General features: G+C 47.5%; 19 protein-coding genes. 10 read left to right on the top strand and 9 right to left on the bottom strand.

What is annotated here, in order from left to right:
* Positions 1 to 348 precede the first annotated feature (348 nt).
* The 6 genes from ilvG to acuI all read left to right on the top strand — a co-directional run bounded on the left by ilvG (position 349) and on the right by acuI (position 7,797).
* Positions 349 to 1,995 (top strand): acetolactate synthase 2 catalytic subunit, encoded by a 1,647-nt coding sequence (gene ilvG / locus CTT30_RS00095; RefSeq protein WP_252035621.1) that lies wholly within the window; start codon positions 349 to 351, stop codon positions 1,993 to 1,995.
* 1 nt (position 1,996) lies between these two features.
* Complete coding sequence (ilvM, locus tag CTT30_RS00090) at positions 1,997 to 2,281, top strand: acetolactate synthase 2 small subunit (RefSeq protein WP_008075516.1); 285 nt, start codon at positions 1,997 to 1,999, stop codon at positions 2,279 to 2,281.
* A gap of 12 nt (positions 2,282 to 2,293) precedes the next feature.
* Positions 2,294 to 3,238, top strand: a complete 945-nt coding sequence (gene ilvE, locus CTT30_RS00085; RefSeq protein ID WP_239838825.1) for a branched-chain-amino-acid transaminase — start codon at positions 2,294 to 2,296, stop codon at positions 3,236 to 3,238.
* 13 nt (positions 3,239 to 3,251) lie between these two features.
* Positions 3,252 to 5,093 (top strand): dihydroxy-acid dehydratase, encoded by a 1,842-nt coding sequence (ilvD, locus tag CTT30_RS00080; protein ID WP_252035619.1) that lies wholly within the window; start codon positions 3,252 to 3,254, stop codon positions 5,091 to 5,093.
* 3 nt (positions 5,094 to 5,096) lie between these two features.
* Positions 5,097 to 6,644, top strand: coding sequence for a threonine ammonia-lyase, biosynthetic (ilvA, locus tag CTT30_RS00075; RefSeq protein WP_252035618.1), 1,548 nt, complete (start codon positions 5,097 to 5,099; stop codon positions 6,642 to 6,644).
* 172 nt (positions 6,645 to 6,816) lie between these two features.
* Complete coding sequence (gene acuI / locus CTT30_RS00070; protein WP_095562062.1) at positions 6,817 to 7,797, top strand: acrylyl-CoA reductase (NADPH); 981 nt, start codon at positions 6,817 to 6,819, stop codon at positions 7,795 to 7,797.
* A gap of 62 nt (positions 7,798 to 7,859) precedes the next feature.
* Here the strand turns inward: acuI and CTT30_RS00065 are convergent, their stop codons facing one another.
* Together CTT30_RS00065 and CTT30_RS00060 are read right to left on the bottom strand one after the other, a co-directional pair.
* On the bottom strand, positions 7,860 to 8,801 hold the full coding sequence (locus CTT30_RS00065; protein WP_252035616.1) for a LysR family transcriptional regulator: 942 nt from the start codon (positions 8,799 to 8,801) through the stop codon (positions 7,860 to 7,862).
* Between the two features lie 157 nt (positions 8,802 to 8,958).
* Positions 8,959 to 9,144, bottom strand: coding sequence for a hypothetical protein (locus CTT30_RS00060; protein ID WP_006957487.1), 186 nt, complete (start codon positions 9,142 to 9,144; stop codon positions 8,959 to 8,961).
* A 135-nt stretch (positions 9,145 to 9,279) separates the two neighbouring features.
* Here CTT30_RS00060 and tusA point away from each other — a divergent pair, with 135 nt between their 5' ends.
* Positions 9,280 to 9,528: a sulfurtransferase TusA gene (gene tusA, locus CTT30_RS00055; RefSeq protein ID WP_038514221.1), complete on the top strand. Its 249-nt coding sequence runs from the start codon at positions 9,280 to 9,282 to the stop codon at positions 9,526 to 9,528.
* 54 nt (positions 9,529 to 9,582) lie between these two features.
* Here the strand turns inward: tusA and CTT30_RS00050 are convergent, their stop codons facing one another.
* Positions 9,583 to 9,843, bottom strand: coding sequence for a hypothetical protein (locus CTT30_RS00050; RefSeq protein ID WP_045973962.1), 261 nt, complete (start codon positions 9,841 to 9,843; stop codon positions 9,583 to 9,585).
* Positions 9,844 to 10,051: 208 nt separating this feature from the next.
* Positions 10,052 to 10,606 carry a TMEM165/GDT1 family protein gene (locus tag CTT30_RS00045; protein ID WP_045973963.1) on the bottom strand — a complete coding sequence of 185 codons (555 nt, stop codon included), beginning with the start codon at positions 10,604 to 10,606 and terminating at the stop codon, positions 10,052 to 10,054.
* A gap of 478 nt (positions 10,607 to 11,084) precedes the next feature.
* Here CTT30_RS00045 and glyQ point away from each other — a divergent pair, with 478 nt between their 5' ends.
* The 3 genes from glyQ to CTT30_RS00030 all read left to right on the top strand — a co-directional run bounded on the left by glyQ (position 11,085) and on the right by CTT30_RS00030 (position 15,567).
* Positions 11,085 to 12,008 carry a glycine--tRNA ligase subunit alpha gene (glyQ, locus tag CTT30_RS00040; protein WP_006957480.1) on the top strand — a complete coding sequence of 308 codons (924 nt, stop codon included), beginning with the start codon at positions 11,085 to 11,087 and terminating at the stop codon, positions 12,006 to 12,008.
* A 2-nt stretch (positions 12,009 to 12,010) separates the two neighbouring features.
* A complete protein-coding gene (glyS, locus tag CTT30_RS00035) occupies positions 12,011 to 14,092 on the top strand; it encodes a glycine--tRNA ligase subunit beta (protein WP_252035615.1) in 2,082 nt (693 codons plus the stop codon).
* 224 nt (positions 14,093 to 14,316) lie between these two features.
* Positions 14,317 to 15,567: a valine--pyruvate transaminase gene (locus CTT30_RS00030; RefSeq protein WP_252035614.1), complete on the top strand. Its 1,251-nt coding sequence runs from the start codon at positions 14,317 to 14,319 to the stop codon at positions 15,565 to 15,567.
* 93 nt (positions 15,568 to 15,660) lie between these two features.
* On the opposite strand, the gene CTT30_RS00025 is transcribed toward CTT30_RS00030, so the two are convergent.
* From CTT30_RS00025 to dnaA, 5 genes are all read right to left on the bottom strand, one after another.
* Positions 15,661 to 16,095 carry an Hsp20 family protein gene (locus tag CTT30_RS00025; protein ID WP_252035613.1) on the bottom strand — a complete coding sequence of 145 codons (435 nt, stop codon included), beginning with the start codon at positions 16,093 to 16,095 and terminating at the stop codon, positions 15,661 to 15,663.
* A 497-nt stretch (positions 16,096 to 16,592) separates the two neighbouring features.
* Positions 16,593 to 19,010 carry a DNA topoisomerase (ATP-hydrolyzing) subunit B gene (gene gyrB, locus CTT30_RS00020; RefSeq protein ID WP_239876662.1) on the bottom strand — a complete coding sequence of 806 codons (2,418 nt, stop codon included), beginning with the start codon at positions 19,008 to 19,010 and terminating at the stop codon, positions 16,593 to 16,595.
* Positions 19,011 to 19,023: 13 nt separating this feature from the next.
* Entirely contained in the window at positions 19,024 to 20,106 is a 1,083-nt protein-coding gene (gene recF, locus CTT30_RS00015) for a DNA replication/repair protein RecF (RefSeq protein WP_252035612.1), read from the bottom strand.
* A 1-nt stretch (position 20,107) separates the two neighbouring features.
* Positions 20,108 to 21,208, bottom strand: a complete 1,101-nt coding sequence (dnaN, locus tag CTT30_RS00010; protein WP_252035611.1) for a DNA polymerase III subunit beta — start codon at positions 21,206 to 21,208, stop codon at positions 20,108 to 20,110.
* Positions 21,209 to 21,278: 70 nt separating this feature from the next.
* Complete coding sequence (dnaA, locus tag CTT30_RS00005; RefSeq protein WP_029235934.1) at positions 21,279 to 22,685, bottom strand: chromosomal replication initiator protein DnaA; 1,407 nt, start codon at positions 22,683 to 22,685, stop codon at positions 21,279 to 21,281.
* Positions 22,686 to 22,855: the final 170 nt, after the last annotated feature.

Below are 22,855 nucleotides of genomic sequence, written 5' to 3'. Positions count from 1 at the left end.
CTAGTGACGCAAACAATTTCGTACCATATTACGTAAGCACAACATAAAAAGAATATGAATTTTAACGTCCGCATTAACGCACTGATTGTCCTGATTATCGTGGTCATTATTGATTCCGCGCGGGGGCTGGTGGGCGAAAAATAAACACCAAATTCAAAAAAACCCCCGCACTGAGAAGTCCGGGGGTTTTTTTCAACTTAAACGCTGAGAATCAGCGAAAGAATAAACACTGACAAAAGTCAGGTAGACACAAAATAAAAAGCTCAGCCGCGAGCGGGCAGGAAGAATGGGAGCGCACATGACGTGCACAACACAACATTGCTACTTAGGTAGCCAAGGAGGCTTACGATGACAGGTGCTGAATTAGTCGTAGCCGCATTAAAGCAACAGGGCATTAAAACCGTATTCGGCTATCCGGGCGGTGCTATCATGCCAATTTATGACGCCCTATATGACGGTGGCGTCGAACACATTCTCTGCCGTCACGAACAAGGCGCAGCCATGGCCGCTATCGGTATGGCACGTGCGACTCAAGATGTCGCAGTCTGTATGGCGACATCCGGTCCCGGTGCCACTAACCTAGTAACCGGTTTGGCCGATGCGTTTATGGATTCGATCCCAATGGTGGCAATCACAGGCCAGGTCGCCAGTTCCCACATCGGAACAGACGCTTTTCAGGAAATGGACGTGATAGGAATGTCACTATCCTGTACCAAGCACAGCTACCTAGTAACAGAAATTGAAGACCTGGCCCCAACATTAGCCGAAGCGTTTGAAGTCGCTAAAACGGGTCGCCCTGGCCCAGTGATTGTTGATATCGCTAAAGATGTTCAGCTCGCACAATCCCCCACTCATATTTTACCGCCTTTCACACCACCAGCTACTCCTGTTCCCCAAGCAGAAGCCGTTTCTGCCGCTCAGGAGCTTCTTTCACAGAGTACCCGCCCGGTATTCTATGTTGGCGGTGGCGTGCAACTGGGTAAAGCCACTGATACTGTCCGTCAATTCCTGCGTCTCAATCCAATGCCTTCGGTCAGCACCTTGAAAGGCTTAGGCACTATTGAGCGTCATGATCCACATTATCTTGGCATGCTGGGCATGCACGGCACTAAAGCCGCAAACTTAGTCGTTCAGGAATGTGACCTACTGATTGCGGTCGGCGCACGATTTGATGACCGAGTAACAGGCAAACTGGAAACGTTCGCTCCACATGCGCGCGTTATCCATATCGATATCGATGCCGCTGAGATCAACAAGCTGCGTCACGCCCATGCACCACTGCGCGGTGATATCAATACCCTTCTTCCTCAGTTAGAACTAACACAAGACATCACACCTTGGGTCAAACACAGTGAAAGCCTACGCAGCGGTTTTAAGTGGCGTTATGATCACCCGGGTGATCTGATTTTCGCCCCAGGCTTACTGAAGCAACTGTCTGATATGATGCCTGACAGCTCAATGGTTTCAACCGATGTCGGACAGCACCAGATGTGGGCCGCACAGCATATCCAACCACGTGATCCACAAAACTTCATAACCTCGGCTGGTCTCGGCACTATGGGCTTTGGTCTTCCTGCCGCGATGGGGGCTGCAGTCGCACGCCCAGATGATCAGTCTATCCTTATTACAGGTGACGGTTCTTTCATGATGAACATTCAGGAACTGGGCACACTAAAGCGTCGCCAAATTCCGGTAAAAATCGTTCTATTGAATAACCAGCGCTTAGGTATGGTACGTCAATGGCAGTCACTGTTCTTCGATGGCCGCCACAGTGAAACTATTTTGGATGACAACCCGGATTTCGTCACCCTAGCGAAGGCGTTTGATATCCCTGGAAAAACGATCACAAGAAAAGAAGAAGTCGAGCCGGCGATTCAGGAAATGCTGGAGAGTAAGACTTCTTACTTACTTCACGTACTGATCGACGAAGAAGAAAACGTGTGGCCACTGGTACCGCCTGGTGCTTCTAACAATGACATGCTGGAGAACACTTAAGATGGAAAGATATCTAATCGATATTAAAGCAGACGACAAACCTGTACTGCTAGAGCGTGTTCTTCGTGTGGTTCGCCACCGTGGTTTCATTGTTAAGCAAGTTGCAGGCACGCAAAACCATGAGAGTAAAATTGCCAGTGTAGAGATCATTGTCGACAGCGATCGTCCAATCTCCTTCCTGACCAATCAGATTGAAAAGCTCTGGGATGTGCGCACGGTTGAGGTAACACAAATCGCCCGCGACGAACTACCGAATAACAACCTACAACAAAAAATTTGTGCATAAAGGAAGGCAACAATGGCTACTAAAACAGCAGATTACATTTGGTTTAATGGCAAGCTAGTACCTTGGGAAGAAGCGAATGTTCATGTACTGACTCATGCGATGCACTACGGTACTTCAGTGTTTGAAGGTGTGCGCTGCTACAACACGCCTAAAGGACCAATTATCTTCCGCCACCGTGAGCATGCAAAAAGACTCAAAGATTCCGCCAAAATCTACCGTTTCCCTATCCCTTACTCTGTGGATGAAATCATGGAAGCGACGCGCGAAACACTGCGCGAGAACAAACTCGATAGCGCTTATATTCGTCCGCTAGGTTTTGTCGGCAATGTTGGCCTCGGTGTATGTCCACCGCAGGGCACCGAAATGGATCTGATCATCGCCGCTTTCCCATGGGGCTCTTACCTAGGTGAAGAAGCCTTGGAGAAAGGGGTCGATGCAATGATTTCCAGCTGGAACCGTGCAGCGCCAAACACCATTCCAACCGCAGCGAAAGCTGGCGGTAACTACCTATCTTCATTGCTGGTTGGCGGTGAAGCACGTCGTCATGGCTACGATGAAGGTATTGCATTAAGTGTTGATGGTTATTTGTCTGAAGGCGCAGGTGAGAACATCTTTGTGATTAAAGATGGAGTAATCACCACGCCACCAGCAACTAGCGCCATCCTTCCGGGCATCACTCGTGATTCGATCATGACTATCGCTCGTGACAAAGGTTACCAAGTACGCGAAGCAAATATTGCTCGTGAAGCACTTTACCTGGCAGACGAAGTATTTATGACAGGTACTGCAGCAGAGGTCGTTCCTGTTGCAACCATAGATAAAATTGACGTAGGCAGCGGTAAACGCGGCCCTATCACCAAAGAGCTGCAAGAAGCTTACTTTGGACTATTCAACGGCACCACTGAAGATAAGTGGGGCTGGTTAGATTACGTTTACCCAGCAGACGCGGCAAAATAAAGGAAGTAGTAAGATGCCTAAATACAGATCAGCAACCACCACTCACGGTCGTAACATGGCGGGTGCTCGTGCACTGTGGCGTGCAACTGGCGTAAAAGATGAAGATTTTGGTAAGCCAATCATCGCAGTCGTGAACTCATTCACTCAGTTTGTACCGGGCCACGTTCACCTTAAAGATATGGGCCAACTGGTCGCCGGTGAAATCGAAAAAGCAGGCGGTATCGCCAAAGAATTCAACACCATCGCGGTCGATGATGGTATCGCAATGGGTCACGGTGGCATGCTTTATTCACTGCCATCTCGTGAGCTTATCGCTGACTCAGTAGAGTACATGGTGAATGCTCACTGTGCTGATGCCATGGTATGTATCTCCAACTGTGACAAAATCACTCCGGGAATGCTGATGGCGTCAATGCGCCTTAACATCCCAGTAATCTTTGTATCTGGCGGTCCAATGGAAGCGGGTAAAACTAAGCTTTCTGACCAAATCATCAAGCTAGACTTGGTTGATGCGATGATCCAAGGTGCAGACCCGAAAGTTTCAGATGAGCAAAGTGAACAGATCGAACGCAGTGCGTGTCCAACATGTGGTTCATGTTCAGGTATGTTCACAGCGAACTCAATGAACTGCCTGACTGAAGCGCTTGGTCTTTCTCAGCCAGGTAACGGTTCAATGCTAGCGACACACGCAGACCGCGAAGAACTATTTATCAACGCGGGTAAACGTATCGTTGAACTGACACGCCGTTACTACGAGCAAGATGACGAATCGGCGCTACCGCGCAATATCGCCACTTTTGATGCATTCGAAAACGCAATGGCGCTTGATATCGCGATGGGCGGCTCAACTAATACTATTCTTCACCTGCTCGCTGCTGCGCAAGAAGGTGAGATTGACTTCAATATGGAAGATATCGATCGCTTATCTCGCAAAGTGCCTCACCTATGTAAAGTGGCGCCATCTACTCAGAAATATCACATGGAAGACGTACACCGCGCGGGTGGTGTTATGGCTATCCTCGGTGAGCTAGACCGCGCAGGTTTGCTTCACAATGATGCGCGCACCGTACTCGGCCTTTCAATGAAAGAGCAGCTAGCACAATACGACATCATCCAAACGGAAGATGCAGATGTATTGAAGTTCTTCCGCGCAGGCCCTGCAGGCATTCGTACTACCAAAGCTTTCTCACAAGATTGTCGTTGGGATCGTCTTGATTATGACCGCGCTGATGGTTGTATCCGTTCAATCGATCACGCGTTCTCTCAAGAAGGTGGCCTAGCTGTTCTGTCAGGCAACATCGCTCTTGATGGCTGTATTGTGAAAACAGCTGGCGTTGATGAGAGCATTCATAAATTCACTGGTCCTGCTGTAGTGTTTGAAAGCCAGGAAGACGCGGTTGAAGGCATCTTAGGCGGCAAAGTCAAAGCAGGCGATGTAGTAGTAATCCGCTATGAAGGTCCTAAAGGGGGCCCGGGTATGCAGGAAATGCTTTACCCAACCACTTACCTGAAATCAATGGGGCTTGGTAAAGAGTGTGCTCTGCTGACGGATGGTCGCTTCTCTGGCGGTACGTCTGGCCTGTCCATTGGTCACGCTTCACCTGAAGCGGCGAATGGTGGCGCGATTGGTCTGGTGAAACAGGGCGATATGATCGCGATTGATATTCCAAACCGTTCTATTTCTCTAGAAGTCTCAGAGCAGGAACTTGCTGAGCGCCGTGTAAAACAAGACGAACTAGGCTGGAAACCTGTCGATCGTCAACGCGAAGTTTCTTTTGCACTCAAAGCGTATGCAAGTATGGCAACCAGTGCTGACAAAGGGGCGGTACGAGACAAATCTAAGCTAGAGGACTAGCTTATGTCTGATTCTCTCTTTTCAGGGAAAGCTCTACAGACTGGCGCAGACTATCTGCGCCATATCTTAAGAGCCCCGGTTTATGAAGCCGCAACGGTGACGCCTCTGCAGGAGATGCCACGCCTGAGTGAACGAATTGGCAACAAGGTGCAAATCAAGCGCGAAGATCGCCAACCTGTTCATTCATTCAAACTACGTGGTGCCTACAATATGGTTGCCAGTTTGTCTGAAGCGCAAAAAGCAGCTGGCGTGATTGCAGCCTCAGCGGGTAATCATGCCCAAGGCATGGCGCTTTCTGGTACTAAGCTTGGTATCAAAACCACAATTGTGATGCCAAAAACCACACCTGACATTAAAGTCGAAGCGGTTCGTGGTTTTGGCGGTCACGTGGTACTGCACGGCAATAACTTTGATGAAGCCAAAGCCGAAGCAGAGCGTTTATCTGAACAGCATGGCTATACGTTTGTGCCTCCTTTTGATCACCCATTAGTGATCGCGGGCCAAGGCACTATTGGTATGGAGATGCTGCAACAGAATGGCCATCTCGATCATATCTTCGTCCCAGTTGGTGGCGGAGGTTTAGCGGCAGGTGTGGCAGTGCTGGTCAAACAGCTGATGCCAGAAATCAAAGTCATTGCAGTTGAGCCTGAAGATTCAGCGTGTCTTAAAGCCGCTTTAGATGCTGGTGAGCCCGTCGTTCTCGATCAGGTCAGCATGTTTGCTGATGGCGTCGCGGTAAAACGCATCGGTGAAGAAACCTTCCGCCTGTGTCAAAAATACCTTGATGGGCACATTACCGTTTCCAGCGATGAGATTTGCGCCGCAGTCAAAGACATCTTTGAAGATACGCGTGCTATCGCAGAGCCTTCTGGCGCGCTAGCATTAGCTGGTTTGAAGAAGTACGCTGAGCAAAACGAGCTTAAGAACAGCAACCTAGGTACTGTTCTATCGGGTGCAAACACGAACTTCCACGGTCTGCGCTACGTCTCTGAGCGTTGTGAACTGGGTGAAAAACGTGAAGGCCTGCTGGCAGTCACGATTCCAGAACGCCAAGGCGCTTTCTTTGAGTTCTGTAACCTGATTGGTGGCCGAGCGGTCACTGAGTTCAACTACCGCTACAACGATGACGATTTGGCCAACATTTTTGTTGGTGTCCGTCTACAAGGTGGGCAGGAAGAGCTGGAACACATCATTCACGATCTGCGTGAAGGTGGTTACCCTGTGGTCGACTTGTCAGACGACGAAATGGCCAAACTGCACATTCGTTACATGATTGGTGGTAAACCATCGAAGCAGCTTAAAGAACGCCTATACAGCTTTGAATTCCCAGAGTACCCAGGTGCATTGCTGAAATTCCTCAGCACATTAGGTACACATTGGAACATCAGTCTGTTCAACTATCGCAACCATGGTGCCGACTATGGTCGAGTACTGTGTGGTTTTGAACTGGATGAAGCCGACTTATCGCGCTTTTCCGCCCATTTGCGAGAGCTGGGCTATCAATGCAAAGACGAAACCAACAACCCGTCATATCAGTTTTTCCTTTCTTAATCATCAAAAGGCCAGTCACATGACTGGCTTTTTCTTTGCTGCCCAATACGACCTCCCACAATGCACTGTATGCATGTATATAATGCTAAAGTTTCATTTTAGTCATAGTGACTTTCAGTCTACACTCAATATCAGTTTTTAAATGTTTGCTACCGCGTAGTGGAGACCATCTATGTTTAACGCACTGATTCTAAACCAAGAAGAAAAACGCACCATCGCCTCTGTAGAACAAATCGACGAAGCACAGTTACCACAAGGCGACGTACTGATCGATGTCGATTACTCATCACTCAACTACAAAGATGGTCTGGCGATCACTGGCAAAGGTAAGATCATCCGCAACTTCCCTATGGTACCGGGCATCGATATGGCAGGCACCGTTGCTCACTCAGATGATGAACGTTACCAAGTCGGCGATAAAGTCGTATTAACTGGCTGGGGTGTGGGTGAGAATCACTGGGGTGGTATGGCTCAACGTGCGCGCCTAAAAGCAGACTGGTTGGTACCACTGCCAAAAGGGATCGACAGCAAAAAGGCCATGATGGTTGGCACCGCTGGCTTTACTGCCATGCTGTGTGTTCAAGCGCTTATCGACGCTGGTGTCAAACCTGAGTCAGGTGAAATTCTGGTCACAGGCGCCAGTGGTGGTGTGGGTTCAGTAGCGGTAACGCTATTGGCAACGCTCGGCTACAAAGTAGCAGCAGTGACTGGCCGCATTGAACAAAATGGTCCTCTCCTAGAAAAGCTAGGCGCAAGTCGCATCATTGATCGTGTCGAGTTTGAAGAACCCGCACGCCCACTGGAAAAACAAGTTTGGGCTGGCGCCGTTGATACCGTGGGCAGCAAAGTACTGGCTAAAGTACTGGCGCAAATGGATTACAACAGCGCAGTAGCTGCATGTGGTTTGGCTGGTGGCTTTGACCTACCAACAACCGTGATGCCTTTTATTCTGCGTAATGTTCGCTTGCAAGGCGTAGACTCAGTGATGTGCCCAACAGAGAAGCGTATCGCCGCTTGGGAAAAGCTGGTTGAACTACTACCTGACAGCTACTTTGAGCAAGCCTGTACTGAAGTAGCTCTTGCCGATGCACCAAAGTACGCAGAAGACATCACTAACGGTCAAGTAACAGGTCGCGTTGTGATTAAGCTGTAATTCTACGATTCAAAGTAAAAGAGCCAGCATTGCTGGCTCTTTTTGTATCGATCGAAATCGTGTTAATCCAATCCCATATCTGCGATACGTTTGGCAATCAAACGGCTACACTCTTCTCTCACCACAGATCGCAGCCATTCCTGTGCCGGTGAGTGCTCGCAACGTGCATGCCAGATCATCGAATAATCAAACGGCGTGAATTGGAACGGCAAAGGTTTAACCGCCAAGTCGTAACGCTCTGCAACCAGATAAGCTAAATCCGCTGGCACCGTAATAATCAGCGGCATGGTATCCACAATGGCCAATGCCGCTTCCAGATGATAAGCCCGCAGCACCATTTTTCGTTTTGGCTGATCGACCAGAGCCTGCTCAATTAACGTTTTGACGCCATCACTGATGGCGATCATCGCATGTGGATAGGTAAGGTAATCCTTTAAACTGAGTGATATGTTGGCCAACGGGTGCTGTTTAGATAAAAGGCATAAAACCCCTACACGCCCAAGAATTTCACTGCGTAGTGGATCTACTGGGCCAATGGGTCGGCATATGGCTAAATCCGCTCCCTCATACGTCAACTGATCAGCTAATCGGTCATGTTGCAGAGGCAGAAAGTTAATCGACACATTAGGCGCTTCCTGATAAATACGCGGCAAAGCAAAGGGCAGAATAGTCTGCATCGCATAGTCAGTGGTGGCGATATTGAAGGTGTTCTCAAAGCTTTGCGGTTCAGTTTGAATCGGAGACAACACCTGACGCAGCGACTCCAACGGCTCTCCCAGTGCTTTGTCGACCTCGAGCGCTTTTTCGGTTGGAATCAGATGCTGCCCCTGACGTGTAAACAAGGGGTCACCCAGCATATCACGCAGCCGACCTAACACTCGGCTCATCGCAGACTGGCTAAGATTAAGCCGATGTGCTGCTTTACTCACGCTGCACTCTTCGATTAAAACCCGCAACGCCACCAGCAAATTCAGATCACGGCGATAGATGTCTTCTAATTCCACAAATAGCCACTTAAAATGAAGGGTATATTTATTGAATTGTACTCTTTAGATAAAAAAAATCCCGCCTTTCAGCGGGGAAGCCCAAGAAAAATGGGGATAGTGTCGGAATGTAATTGAGCGTAGTTACAATTGAGAATGGTTGTTGGAAGTTCAACCATCAATTTTCTTGCTCTTCAGATGCGCTCGGCCAGCGATGCATCTCGAGCCAAATCCCTACAACCGTCGCAACCATGCCGAGCAAAGGCATAAACGACGATTCTGCTGGTGTACGTAAAACAAGTGCGCAAAAAGAAATAAAGCACAGCACGGAATAGATGGTTAGACGATCTAAAGCTGTCAACATCAGCGCTCCTTGTTTTAAATGTTACCAACTTGTTAACTAAGTTAAAACAATTTGATCGCTTTGCCAAGGGGTTATTGAATATTTTTTCTTCACCAGTATTATCTACCCCCTATTGAGGTAACCAAAGATATGACCATGACAATCAATTCAGAACAGGCGACCCAAACTTTAGAGGCAGAAGGACTGCGCTGCCCAGAGCCCGTGATGATGGTCAGGAAGACAATCCGTAACATGCAAGAGGGTGAGATTCTGCTGGTAAAAGCCGATGATCCATCCACCACACGTGACATTCCGAGCTTCTGCCGCTTTATGGATCACCAGCTAATTGCGGCTCAAACTGAAGAACTGCCTTATCAGTATCTGATCAAGAAAGGAATGGATTAGCGTTAACGCTAAACTCATTGAAATGAAAAACGGCTGCCTGGAGCAGCCGTTTGTTTATTCGTCATATTCAATGGTGTGGACTTCAGATTGTAATTTTCTCAGCTGTTTTCGCATTGCCCGCATTTCTTCATGCATGGGGATAATGTGCGCGACTCGAATCCAGGCCTCAACCGTCAATGCGGTCAACACAAATGAACCTGCAACAATCGGTAGCCACATGTCGGTCAGTACCATTGCCAGTAAACACAGTACCAAGCCGAAAGTGAATAGATAACTCTGACTTTTTGGGGTCATCCCCATATAACGTGTAAGCATAATGTTGCCCTCTCGCTATACTCTAGGTGTTTGAAGAAAAAACAGAATTCTTCTGACCTTGAGTAACATCATTCACACCGTTAAGTTAGCATGACAAGTACGACACTAATATGTCAACGATCACGCCCTTACACGAATTTAGCACAGAGTTTGATCTATCGCATTTCTCCACCAGATATCCGATTTTTACCACACTTTAGCGACATTTCTACAAGAATGCTGCACCTACCGCTAGAGCGATAAATAGCAGAGCGGTCAGCTTACGAATCAGGTTGAGCGGCATTTTATCAGCCGACAATTTACCAATCAAAACCACGGGAACATTGGCTGCCAGCATACCCAACGTAGTACCTATAATCACCAACGTCAGCGCGTCGGCAAACTGAGCCCCTAAGATAGAGGTAGCAATCTGAGTTTTGTCACCAATTTCAGCGATAAAGAACGCGATGAAGCTGGCAACAAACGGTCCTCGGTTGGAAATTTCATCGTCATCATCCAACTTATCTGGGATTAGCACCCAACCCGCCATAGCGAGAAAACTTGCCACCACGACCCACTTAAGCACCTCTGGTGATAAATAGTCGGCCACAACCACGCCTAACCAAGCCGCAAGGGCGTGATTGGCAATAGTAGCGAAGAAAATGGCGGCGATAATCGGTATCGGTTTTCGATAACGACTGGCCAACAGTAAAGACAATAGCTGGGTTTTGTCACCAATTTCGGCTAAAGCGACAGTGGTAATTGAAATAGCTAAAACGCTCACGACATGCTCATTGAGGCAGGGATAATTATTTTAAACCTAAGACAAACCTCGTGCCCCACCCCGGTTCACGATGTTTATCTAAGGTCTTGCTAAACCCATCAGGCGATGAGTTTCGAGCGCCATGGTGATTGTGCACCAATTATGTTGACGAACGAACCAAACAATCAGGCTGATTGTGTTGGTAAGCTACTCCCCAAAGATGGACGCAATTCTATCCAGCTCTATGTCATTTCTCAAGTAACAAAGTGGTCAAAAACTTCCTTTTAGGAAAATTTGGACGAATAAGCCATTAAAAATCCATTAAAGGAGAATTCTGACTAGGAATTAATCAAGATTAGCCCTACTCCCCTACGCAATATCTGGGTATACTTGATTGTTATTTTCATTATATTAATGTGCTGAAAGTGATAGAAATCGCCATGACTACGGCGAAGATTTGATCAATAACAGCAACAGAAGAATCGCGCGAACCTGACTTATGCAAAAATACGATATCAAAACCTTCCAGGGAATGATCCTCGCGCTGCAGGATTATTGGGCTCAAAATGGTTGTACCATTGTTCAACCGCTAGATATGGAAGTGGGTGCGGGTACCTCTCACCCAATGACTTGTCTACGAGCGCTTGGCCCAGAGCCAATGTCTACAGCTTACGTACAACCTTCACGTCGTCCGACCGATGGCCGTTACGGTGAAAACCCTAACCGTCTTCAGCACTACTACCAATTCCAAGTAGCGCTAAAACCATCGCCAGACAATATTCAGGAGCTGTACCTAGGTTCTCTAGAAGTACTTGGTGTCGATCCTCTGGTTCACGACATTCGTTTCGTCGAAGATAACTGGGAAAACCCAACATTAGGCGCATGGGGCCTAGGCTGGGAAGTGTGGCTAAACGGCATGGAAGTGACTCAGTTTACGTACTTCCAGCAGGTTGGTGGCCTTGAGTGTAAACCAGTAACCGGTGAAATCACTTACGGTATCGAACGTCTCGCTATGTACATCCAAGAAGTAGACTCGGTTTACGATCTCGTATGGAACATCGCCCCAGACGGCAGCAAAGTCACTTATGGTGACATTTTCCACCAGAACGAAGTGGAACAGTCAACGTACAACTTCGAGCACGCAGACGTCGATTTCCTATTCACTTTCTTCGACCAATGTGAAAAAGAAACCAAAGAGCTACTTGAGCTTGAGAAGCCACTGCCGCTTCCAGCTTACGAGCGCATTCTTAAAGCGGGTCATGCATTCAACATTCTTGATGCACGCAAAGCTATCTCGGTAACAGAACGCCAGCGTTACATCCTTCGTATCCGCAACCTGACTAAATCGGTTGCAGAAGCGTACTACGCATCACGTGAAGCTCTTGGCTTCCCAATGTGTAAGAAAGAAGGCGAGGAGAAGTAATCATGGCAAAAGAATTTCTAATTGAACTGGGTACGGAAGAGCTACCACCAACGCAACTTCGCACTCTAGCGGAAGCGTTCGCAGCTAACTTCGAAGCGGAACTTAAAGGTGCAGACCTAGCACACGAAGGCGTGAAATGGTACGCCGCTCCTCGTCGTCTAGCACTTAAAGTTGCTGCATTGGCTGAAGGCCAAGCGGACAAAGTGGTTGAAAAGCGTGGCCCTGCAGTTTCTGTCGCATTCGATGCTGACGGTAACGCAACGAAAGCGGCTCAAGGTTGGGCGCGTGGTAACGGCATCACTGTTGAGCAAGCTGACCGTCTCGTCACAGACAAAGGCGAATGGCTTCTTTTCAAACAGGAAGTGAAAGGCCAAGCAACGTCTGAAATCGTTGTCGACCTAGCAGCTAAAGCACTGGGTAACCTGCCTATCGCTAAGCCAATGCGCTGGGGTAACAAGACAACTCAGTTTATCCGCCCAGTTAAAACACTCACTATGCTAATGGGCTCTGACCTTATCGAAGGTGAAATCCTAGGCGTAGCATCAGATCGCACTATCCGTGGTCACCGCTTCATGGGTGAGCAAGAATTCACGATTGAATCTGCAGAGCAATACCCAGCGATCCTAGAAGAGCGCGGTAAAGTGATGGCAGATTACGAAGCGCGTAAAGCCATCATCCTTGCAGATTCACAAAAAGCAGCGGCTGCCGTTGGTGGTGTTGCTGATCTCGAAGATGACCTAGTTGAAGAAGTGACTTCTTTGGTTGAATGGCCAGTGGTACTGACGGCGAAGTTCGAAGAAGAGTTCCTAAAGGTGCCTTCTGAAGCGCTGGTTTACACCATGAAAGGTGACCAAAAGTACTTCCCCGTCTATTCACACGAGAACGGTGACGCAAACAAGAAGCTACTACCAAACTTCATCTTTGTTTCTAACATCGAATCGAAAGAACCTCGTTATGTTATCGAAGGTAACGAGAAGGTAGTACGTCCACGTCTAGCGGATGCAGAGTTCTTCTTTAACACTGACCGTAAGCGTCCTCTTATCGACCGCCTGCCTGAACTAGAGCAAGCGATCTTCCAGAAGCAGCTTGGTACTATCAAAGACAAGACAGACCGTATCACAGAGCTTGCTGGCTACATCGCTGAGCAAATCGACGCTGACGTTGAGAAATCTAAGCGCGCAGGCCTACTGGCTAAGTGTGACCTAATGACATCTATGGTATTCGAATTTACCGATACTCAAGGTGTAATGGGCATGCACTATGCGACTCATGATGGTGAAGACGAGCAAGTTGCACTGGCACTTTACGAGCAGTACATGCCTCGTTTCGCCGGTGACGAACTGCCAAGCACTGGCATCTCATCTGCGGTAGCAATGGCTGACAAGCTAGATACGATCGTCGGCATCTTCGGTATTGGCCAAGCGCCTAAGGGTTCTGACCCATTCGCACTTCGCCGTGCATCACTAGGTGTGCTGCGTATCATCGTAGAAAACGGCTACAACCTAGACCTAACAGATTTGATTGCTAAGGCAAAATCTCTGTTTGGTGACCGTTTGACCAACGACAACGTAGAAGCTGACGTTATCGACTTTATGCTAGGTCGTTTCCGCGCATGGTACCAAGATGCAGGTTTCAGCGTGGATATCATCCAAGCGGTACTGGCGAATCGTCCAACTAAGCCAGCTGACTTTGACCAACGTGTTAAAGCGGTTTCTCACTTCCGTGAACTGGAAGCGGCAGAAGCACTTGCTGCGGCGAACAAACGTGTAGGCAACATCCTAGCCAAGTTCGATGGTGAGCTAGCAGCAGACATCGATCTATCGCTTCTACAAGAAGACGCAGAGAAAGCACTGGCAGAAAGCGTTGAAGTAATGACAGAAGCGCTAGAGCCAGCGTTCGCAACAGGTAACTACCAACAAGCGCTAAGCAAGCTTGCAGACCTGCGTGAGCCAGTCGATTCATTCTTCGACAACGTCATGGTAATGGCAGATGACGAAGCATTGAAAAAGAACCGTCTAACGCTACTGAACAACCTGCGTAACCTATTCCTACAGATCGCGGATATTTCACTTCTACAGAAGTAATATCTCGAACAATATAGGTTCTACGAAGCCCAACTCCTCGGAGTTGGGCTTTGTTTTTATCAGTGACGGAATTTTGTGCTTTGCCTCGTAATCACATTAAGGTATGTTCAGGGATTACCCGATTATCCATAGACCACTACGCTCAAGGTGAGTCTTGGAATTACTAGCTTCGACTAGTAACTATTACACTTAAAGCAATCACAATGAATTAGGTATAACTACAAATGCAATTCTCTAAGTTTGGTGAAAAATTCAATCAGTATTCCGGTATCACGCGTTTAATGGATGACTTAAACGACGGCCTGCGCACGCCAGGTGCGATCATGCTCGGAGGTGGTAACCCAGCCGCTATTCCAGCCATGCTTGAATACTTTCGCCAAGCCAGTGAGGAGATGCTCGCCAACGGGGACCTCGTAGCCGCCATGGCCAACTATGATGGCCCGCAAGGCAAAGACGCGTTTGTAAAAGCTCTGGCTAAGTTATTAAAAGACACTTATGGTTGGAACATATCAGAAAAAAACATCAGCTTGACCAACGGCAGTCAGAGCGGCTTCTTTTATCTGTTCAACCTGCTGGCGGGTAAGCAGCCAGATGGCTCGCATAAGAAAATCTTGCTGCCTTTAGCGCCTGAATACATTGGCTACGGCGATGCAGGCGTTGATGAAGATATTTTTGTCTCCTACCACCCAGAAATTGAAATGCTCGACAATGGCCTGTTTAAATACCATGTCGACTTCGAACAGCTCAAAGTCGATGACTCGGTTGCCGCCATTTGTGCATCACGCCCAACCAACCCTACCGGCAACGTGCTCACTGATGAAGAGATCCATAAGCTGGATAAACTGGCGCGTGAAAACAACATTCCACTTATCATCGACAATGCCTATGGTCTGCCATTCCCGAATATCATCTTTGAAGATGTTCAGCCATTCTGGAACGAAAACACCATCCTATGTATGAGCCTGTCTAAACTCGGCCTTCCGGGTGTACGCTGCGGGATTGTGATTGCCAGTGAAGAAGTGACTCAGGCTATGACCAATATGAACGGCATCATCAGCTTGGCTCCAGGAAGCCTTGGTCCTGCGTTGGGTCATCATATGATTAAGAATGATGACCTACTGAATCTCAGCACCAATGTTATCAAGCCGTTTTATAAGCAAAAATCTCAGCGAGCGGTCGAACTGCTGCAAACCGCCATCACTGACTCACGTTTTCGCATTCACAAACCAGAAGGGGCTATCTTCTTATGGCTTTGGTTTGATGAGCTGCCAATCACCACTATGGAGTTATACCAAAGACTGAAAGCACGCGGCGTGTTAATCGTGCCAGGCGAGTACTTCTTTATTGGTCAGGAAGATGACTGGGAGCACGCACACCAGTGCCTGCGCATGAACTACGTTCAAGAAGACGAAATGATGCAGAAAGGTATCAATATTATTGCTGAAGAAGTCAAAAAAGCTTATCAAGAAGCCTAAGTTAACGGCTTCGGTTAGATCAAAAAAGAGCACCTAGATGGTGCTCTTTCACTCTAACTTTCAACACATACGCTCATCGGAGCGATAGATATTTTAGCCTTCTAACAGTTTACTCCCATTAATGGAAATTTTGCGTGGTTGCATCGCTTCTGGGATTTCGCGTTCTAGGTCAATGTGTAGCAGACCATTTTCCATGCTTGCACCGATAACTTTTACATAATCTGCTAGCTGGAATTTACGCTCGAAATCGCGCTCTGCGATACCTTGATACACGTATTGCTTCTCTTCTTCTGTTTTACGTTCACCCTTAACGATCAGCATGTTCTCTTTTTGAGTCAGATCGAGCTGTTCTTCAGCGAAACCTGCCACCGCCATGGTAATACGGTAGTGATTCTCATCTTTTTGCTCGATGTTGTAAGGAGGGTAACCGCCAGAAGAATTTTTCGATGTATTCGCTTCCATCATGTTGAATAGACGATCGAAGCCGATTGCGTTGCGGTAAAGTGGAGTGAAATCTACAGTTCTCATAATGCTATCCTCATAGTAAGCAATAGTCTTAGTCGTGAGTTTGCGCGGTTCGATTTTGTATTCGAACCTTGCCGACTAAGGGATTCATCCACTACTCCTCGGGTTTTATTAACTCTGGGAGCTAGTGTCGAATCAAGTTCAATGGTGTGCCTCTAAGATCATCCTCTCCTGAGCGATACCTTATCAGCGGTTAGTGAGGTTTGTTTCTTCTCTCTTGAGCAAGACAGCGTCCCTCTTCACAATTAGATATGTGGATAGCTCAAATTAGTTTCAAGGGATTATTTTCAATTATTTCGCAAAACCAATATTTTTCAATACCTTACAGGCATAAAAAAGCACCACCAATAGGCAGTGCTTTAAATACAATGAAGCTATCAATTTAATTGCTTCGAGGCTAAGTTAGTTCGCATTAGTTCAAGTGAAACGCACGCAGCATACAAGTGTATGTGAGTACGCCGAACGCAGAAATCATGCGAAATAACGACGCATCGTAGTGATTAAACGTCTAGGTTAGCTACTTTCAATGCATTCTCTTCGATAAAGTTACGACGAGGTTCTACTTGGTCACCCATTAATGTCGTAAACAGTTGGTCTGCACCAACGGCATCTTCAATCGTTACCTGCATCATACGGCGCGTTTCTGGGTCCATTGTGGTTTCCCAAAGCTGCTCAGGGTTCATCTCTCCCAGACCTTTGTAGCGCTGTAAGCTAAGACCACGACGAGACTCTTTGATAAGCCACTCAAGCGCATCAACAAAGCTTGTTACTGGTTGAGTGCGTTCACCACGCTTGATATAAGCACCTTCCTCGAGAAGACCATTAAGCGCTTCAGATAGATCGGCCAGTTTGCCATATTCTTTCGAATTAATCAGATCAATACTTAGTGCATACTCATGCGTCACACCATGAGTGCGTACGACAATCTTTGGTAGGTTTAAACCAAGCTCTGCATGCTGTTCAACTTCAAAGCTGTACTGACTTGCGCCCACTTCTTTTGCGTTTAACTGCTCAACAAGCTGCTTAGTCCACGCTTCTACTGCTGCCGCATCGTGGCACTGCTCTGCTGTTAGGCGAGGCGTATAGATGAGTTCATGCACTAGCGCACGCGGATAACGACGACTCATGCGATCCACCAGCTTAATGCCCGCATTATACTGCTGAACCAACTTTTCTAACGCTTCACCTGCTAGCGCTGGCGCTTCTGCATTTACGTGCAAAGATGCGTTATCAAGTGCTAAGGACACTTGGTATTGGTTCATTGCATCTTCATCTTTGATGTACTGCTCTTGTTTGCCTTTCTTCACTTTGTAAAGTGGCGGCTGAGCGATGTATACGTAGCCACGCTCGATCAGCTCAGGCATTTGACGGTAGAAGAAGGTCAACAGTAACGTACGAATATGTGAACCATCGACATCGGCATCGGTCATGATGATGATGTTGTGGTAGCGTAATTTATCTGGATTGTACTCGTCACGGCCGATACCACAACCAAGTGCGGTGATAAGTGTCGCTACTTCTTGCGAAGACAACATCTTATCGAAGCGTGCTTTCTCTACGTTGAGGATTTTACCTTTCAGTGGAAGAATCGCTTGGTTCTTACGGTTACGGCCTTGTTTTGCGGAGCCGCCTGCCGAGTCACCCTCCACTATGTACAGTTCAGAGAGCGCAGGATCTTTTTCCTGACAGTCAGCCAGTTTACCTGGCAGGCCTGCTAGATCTAGCGCGCCTTTACGACGCGTCATCTCACGCGCTTTACGTGCGGCATCACGAGCACGCGCAGCATCAATGATTTTAGTACAAACCGTTTTCGCTTCTGCTGGGTGTTCGATTAAAAACTCAGACAGTTTTTCACCCATTGCAGATTCAACCGCAGATTTCACTTCAGAAGAAACCAGTTTGTCTTTGGTTTGGCTTGAGAATTTAGGATCTGGCACCTTGACAGAAATAACTGCAGTTAGACCTTCACGCGCATCATCACCTGAAGTGGCGGTTTTTGCTTTTTTCGAGAAGCCTTCTTTGTCCATGAACGAGTTCAGTGTACGTGTTAACGCCGCACGGAAACCTGCTAGGTGAGTACCACCATCACGCTGAGGGATGTTGTTAGTGAAACAGTAGATGTTTTCTTGGTAGCCATCGTTCCACTGCATAGCCACTTCGACGGCAATACCATCTTCACGTTCAGCGTTGAAGTGGAATACTTTCTCAATAATCGGCGTCTTGTTAGTGTTTAAGTGATCAACAAACGCCTGAATACCACCTTCGTACATGAAGTGATCTTGTTTGTCTTCTTCACGCTCATCGCGCAACTTGATAGACACACCCGAGTTTAGGAAAGAAAGCTCACGTAGACGCTTAGCCAGAATGTCGTAATGGAATTCTGTGTTTGAGAAGGTTTCTTCACTAGGCCAGAAACGAATCTCTGTTCCTGTTTTGTCCGTTTCACCAATAACAGCAAGTGGCGCTTGCGGTTCACCATGATGATAGGTTTGCGTATGGATTTGGCCACCGCGGTGAATGGTCAGAGTCACTTGTTTGGATAATGCGTTGACTACCGATACACCAACACCATGCAGACCGCCTGATACCTTGTAAGAGTTATCATCAAACTTACCACCAGCATGCAGTACCGTCATGATCACTTCGGCTGCTGATACGTTCTCTTCTGGGTGCATTTCGGTCGGGATACCACGACCGTCATCGCGAACGGATACTGAACTGTCCTCATGAATAGTCACAACGATGTCTTTACAGTGACCCGCTAACGCTTCATCAATTGAGTTATCCACCACCTCGAAAACCATGTGGTGCAGACCGGTACCATCATCCGTGTCGCCGATGTACATACCAGGACGCTTACGTACCGCGTCCAGACCTTTTAGTACTTTAATACTCGATGAATCGTAATTTTCAGACATGAGTTATCTTCCACTATATATTTTGCTCTATTGTGCCATGTTCCACATGGAACATCTTACCATTTTCATCTGCCATATCAGCAATTTGGCTTTGCGTAATAGAACTTACAAAAACTTGTGCCCTCGTCTCTTTTAAGCAATCTGCAAGACGCTCACGACGTTGGCTATCTAATTCCGATGCAAAGTCATCAATTAAGTAAATACACTGCTTACCTGTTACTTTGGTCAAGTGCTGTCCCTGTGCAACTCGCAAGGCACAGACCATCAATTTAAGTTGGCCACGAGACAACACATCCTCAACAGGTGTACCATTTACTTTGATTTTTAAATCTGCCTTATTTGGGCCACTAAAGGTGTACCCCAGAGCCTGATCCCGTTCAAAATTCTTCTCAAGAATGTCTTGATAAGGGGTCTCTTTGTCCCAGCCTCGGTAGTACTTCAGCTGGATATCAAATTCGGGGAGAAATGTCTGACAGATTTCCTTGGCTTTCTCGGTCATCTGCACGACATATGTGGCTCGCCACTGGCTGATGTGTTCAGCCAACCTTGCCATCTCCTGATCCCAATACGACAGCTCACGATAGCTGGTGGCTGTTTTTAACAACGCGTTGCGCTGCTTGTTCAGACGCTTAAACCGCCCCCAAGCATCATAGAAAGCAGACTCGGTGTGAAACACGCCCCAGTCGATAAATGCCCGACGATGCTTTGGGCCGTCCGTCAGTAAATCAAACCCTTCCGGATGAATCAATTGCAGTGGCAGAACCTGCGCCAATTGAGCCAGTTTTTGTCCGGACTGACCGCCTATTTTAACCTCTGTTGAGCCATCACGCTGCTTATTAATGCCAATTGGTAGCTCAAATTGATCCGAGTTCAAAAAACGACCGTGGACAAACAGCTCATCACAGCCATTTTGAATAACACGACCAGTCAAAGAGCTTTTAAACGAGCGACCATGCCCCAGCAAATAGATGGCTTCCAGAACACTGGTTTTACCACTACCATTGGGCCCAATAAGAAAGTTAAAGCCTGCAGACAGGTTAATGTCACAGGCTTCAATGTTTCTAAATTGCTTAATGATAAGACGAGAAAGCGGCATGCTAGAGTCGAATTGGCATCACCACGTACATCGCGCTGTCGTCATCGACATTTTCGATCATAGCGCTGGCATTGGCATCCGACATAGAGATACGAACTTTGTTACAGCGAAGCGTGTTGAGCACATCCAGTACATAGCTGACGTTAAAACCAATCTCAATCGGCTCACCCTCAAAGCTCACATCCAGCATCTCTTCCGCTTCTTCCTGCTCCGGGTTATTGGCGGTAATACGCATTTCAGTATCCGCTAAGTTGACGCGTACCCCACGGAATTTTTCATTCGACAAGATAGCAGCACGCGAGAACGCCTGACGCAGCTCTTCACATTCCGCTTCAAGCGTTTTGGTCGTTGATTGCGGCATCACACGGCGATAATCCGGGAAACGGCCATCCACCAGTTTAGAGGTGAAGACAAAGTTGTTTACTTCTGCACGCACGTTTGAGCTGCCTATTTGTAATGTCACCGGTTGCTCAGGCGCATCCAACAACTTAACCAACTCCAACACCCCTTTACGTGGCACAATGATTTGCTGCTGAGCAAACTCCGACCCAAGTTGAGCCTGAGAGACGGCCATACGGTGTCCATCAGTGGCAACACTGCGCAGTGTCGTACCATCAATTTCAAACAACATACCGTTGAGGTAGTAACGTACATCCTGATTGGCCATCGAGAATTGAGTTTTCTCAATCAATCCGCGCAACTCACCTTGCGTTAGTGAAACTTCGACTTCACTCTGCCAATCTTCAATGTTCGGGAAATCGTTAGCAGGTAAGGTCGAGAGTGAGAACCGACTACGTCCAGAACGAACTTGAACACGATCGCCTTCAAGAACAAAGGTAATGACCGAATCGTCAGGTAATCCACGGCAGATATCTAAAAATTTACGCGAGGGAACCGTCACACTGCCCGCTTCAAAGTCGCCTTCTAAAGCGACACGGCTGATAAGCTCGACTTCCAGATCTGTTGCCGTCATTGACAGCATATTGTCTTCAACTTTCAGTAACAGGTTGCCCAGAATAGGAAGAGTTGGACGACCACCTAATGCGCCAGACACTTGCTGCAGCGGTTTAAGTAAGTGGTTACGTTCAATGGAAAATTTCATAGTACGCTCTTATCAGAATTCGTTTAGCTTAATACGGTATTATTCTATTTAATGCTTAGAATACTGTGATTTATGAAGAAAGGGTACGAATCAGGTTAGAATAATCTTCCTTGATGTCATGGCTCTCTTCGCGCAATTGTTCAATCTTACGACAAGCATGAAGAACAGTAGTATGGTCTCGACCACCAAAAGCATCACCAATTTCAGGCAAGCTGTGGTTGGTCAGCTCTTTAGCTAACGCCATCGCTAGCTGACGCGGACGCGCAACCGAGCGCGAGCGGCGCTTAGACAGCAAATCGGCAACTTTAATCTTGTAGTATTCCGCCACCGTCTTTTGAATATTATCGATCGTCACCAACTTTTCTTGCAGAGCCAGCAAGTCGCGCAGAGCTTCACGGACAAAGTCGATAGTAATTGGGCGACCAGTAAAGTTGGCATTGGCAATCACGCGGTTCAACGCGCCTTCCAGCTCACGAACATTCGAGCGCAGTCGCTTGGCGATAAAAAACGCCACTTCATCGGCAAGGTGGATTTGGTGATCTTCGGCTTTTTTCATCAAGATCGCGACACGGGTTTCCAACTCAGGCGGTTCGATCGCCACAGTTAACCCCCAACCAAAGCGGGATTTTAAGCGATCCTCTACGCCACTGATCTCTTTTGGATAGCGGTCTGAGGTTAAAATGATCTGTTGATTGCCTTCTAAAAGCGCATTGAAGGTATGGAAGAATTCTTCCTGAGAGCGCTCTTTATTGGCAAAGAATTGGATGTCATCGATCAGCAAAGCGTCAACACTGCGGTAGTAACGTTTAAACTCTTCAATCGCGTTGTTTTGCAGCGCTTTTACCATATCCTGAACGAATCGTTCAGAGTGCATGTAGACCACTTTAGCATTCGGCTTGTTATCCACAATCGCATTGCCCACCGCGTGCAACAAATGCGTTTTACCTAGACCCGTACCGCCATATAAGAATAAGGGGTTGTATGCTGCGCCTGGATTGTCAGCAACCTGACGAGCGGCCGCTAAACCGAGTTGGTTGGATTTACCTTCAACGAAGTTGTTGAACTTGTGCTTGATGTTGACATTTGAGCGGTGGTTGATTTCCGCCACCTGCTGCTCATCATCATCCCAAGTTTTATGCACAGGCTTACGCGCTTGAAGCTGAGCAGGTGCCGAAGACTCTGCCGCAACATCAGCGGGCGTGCGCTTCGGCGCAGGCTTAGGGGCAGAGACAGGACGGCTCCCCACTTCAAAACGTAAACTCGGAATATCGTTACCACAGTATTCCTGCAACAAACGATTAATGCTGTTGAGGTAGCGGTCGCGAACCCAATCCATAACAAAACGGTTAGGTGCGAACAAAGTGAGAGTATTGTCATTGAGCTCCGCTTGTAACGGACGTACCCACATACTGAATTCTGTAGCTGGTAGCTCTTCTTGAAGCTGCTGCATACATTGCAACCAAAGCGAAGATGACACGGTGCCCCCACTCAAAGTTAATGATCGAAAAAGATTGGCAATTTTACCTGTTGATAACCAAGATCGCCAGCAAATGATCGACGATCCAGTGAATAAGATCTAAGTTATTCACAATATTTTCGTCATTATTCTCGGGATCAACACAAGCTGCCCTATTCTTACTCACATAA

Source organism: Vibrio coralliilyticus (assembly GCF_024449095.1).
In the GTDB taxonomy this organism is placed as follows: Bacteria; Pseudomonadota; Gammaproteobacteria; order Enterobacterales; family Vibrionaceae; genus Vibrio; species Vibrio coralliilyticus_A.
Note: the sequence above shows the minus strand (reverse complement) of the source record. Positions and strands in the feature narration are given on the sequence as shown.